This window comes from Bradyrhizobium sp. 31Argb (assembly GCF_043638955.1).
Taxonomy (GTDB): domain Bacteria; phylum Pseudomonadota; class Alphaproteobacteria; order Rhizobiales; family Xanthobacteraceae; genus Bradyrhizobium.
This window is the reverse complement of sequence record NZ_JBEGDB010000600.1, coordinates 1-1,288: the sequence shown is the minus strand read 5'-3', so window position 1 is coordinate 1,288 and position 1,288 is coordinate 1. Positions and strand designations below refer to the sequence as shown.

General features: G+C 59.1%; 1 protein-coding gene. It reads right to left on the bottom strand.

Annotated elements, in window-relative coordinates:
• Positions 1-31: 31 nt before the first annotated feature.
• Positions 32-1,144, bottom strand: a complete 1,113-nt coding sequence (locus AAFX91_RS41740; RefSeq protein WP_394570354.1) for an IS630 family transposase — start codon at positions 1,142-1,144, stop codon at positions 32-34.
• Between the last annotated feature and the right edge of the window lie 144 nt (positions 1,145-1,288).

The following is a 1,288-nucleotide window of genomic DNA, read 5'->3' as shown; positions in this document are numbered from 1 at the left end:
CTAGGTCAGCGTTTTCTTGGTTCGAATCATATCACGCGGCGTCGGCGAGTTTGTAGGACCACGTGTGGATGACCAGATGGCGATTGACGTCGTCGATGCCAGCCATGATGCGCTCCTTGAGTTCATGTTTTGAGGCCACCCGGATATGGCGCAGAACTGAACGAGCGAACTTTGAGAAGAACCCCTCGATGAGATTGAGCCACGAGCCGTGCTTGGGGGTGAAGGTGAGTTCGAAGCGTCCGGCCGGTCGAGTGGCGAGCCAGGCTCTGGTTTCTCTCGATATGTGCGCGGAGTGATTGTCGAGAATCAACTTGATCGCAGTGTTCGGCGGATAGGCGGCATCGACAAGCCTGAGAAACTCGATGAACTCTCGACTGCGGTGGCGATCTTTGACAAGGGCGTGGACCTTGCCAGTCAGCAGATCAATCCCAGCCAACAGGCTGAGCGTGCCATGGCGTTTGTATTCATGATCGCGCGCAAAGGTGGGGTGGACGCCAGGCTTGGGCGGCAAATCCGGCGCCGTCGTTGCAATGGCCTGGATTCCCGGCTTCTCGTCGCAGGAGACGATCGTCATCGGCTTTGCCCGCCGCTTTCCCTTGGCAGAGGCTTTCTTCAGGACTTGGACCTCACGATAGACGCACAGGACCTCCGCCATCTTTTGTTCGAACTCGGCGTCGCGATTTTCAAGGTAGTAGCTCACCTTGTGCGGCTTGATTTCCTCTTGGCCGAGGATCTTGCACACCGTTCCCTGGACCAAATTAGCCAAACACGCATGCCCTGCTGCCGGCCCCCGTTCGCGCGCATGGCGCGCCAAGAGCCGTGTCGTCCACAACTCATGCGGATAGCCATGGTCTTTGGCCTTGTCACATGCCAGCGACACCAGCCAGGCTTTGGCCTCAGGCGTGATCGTTGGCTCCTTGCCCGGTCGCGGACGATCATCGAGGGCCGCCAGCGGACCATCGACCAGTGCTCGCTCGACACAGCGCTTCACCGTCTGATGATGGACCCCAAGTCTTTGGCCCACCGCGCAGAACGAAGGATTTTCCCGATACGCCAGCAGCGTCTGGGCCCGCGATACCCGGCTCGCCAGCTCCGTTCTCGACCGCGAAAGAGCCGCCAAGGTCGACAGCTCATCATCACTCATTGCCAATTCGACCGCTCGCCGCCATCCTGCCATGATACAGATCCTCGTTTCGCCGACCGCAAACAAGGAATCCGCCAACAACCTGCCCGTTCCATCCAATTCAACCCGCGCCACGACGCAGGTTTCATGGAATCGGTCGTCTAG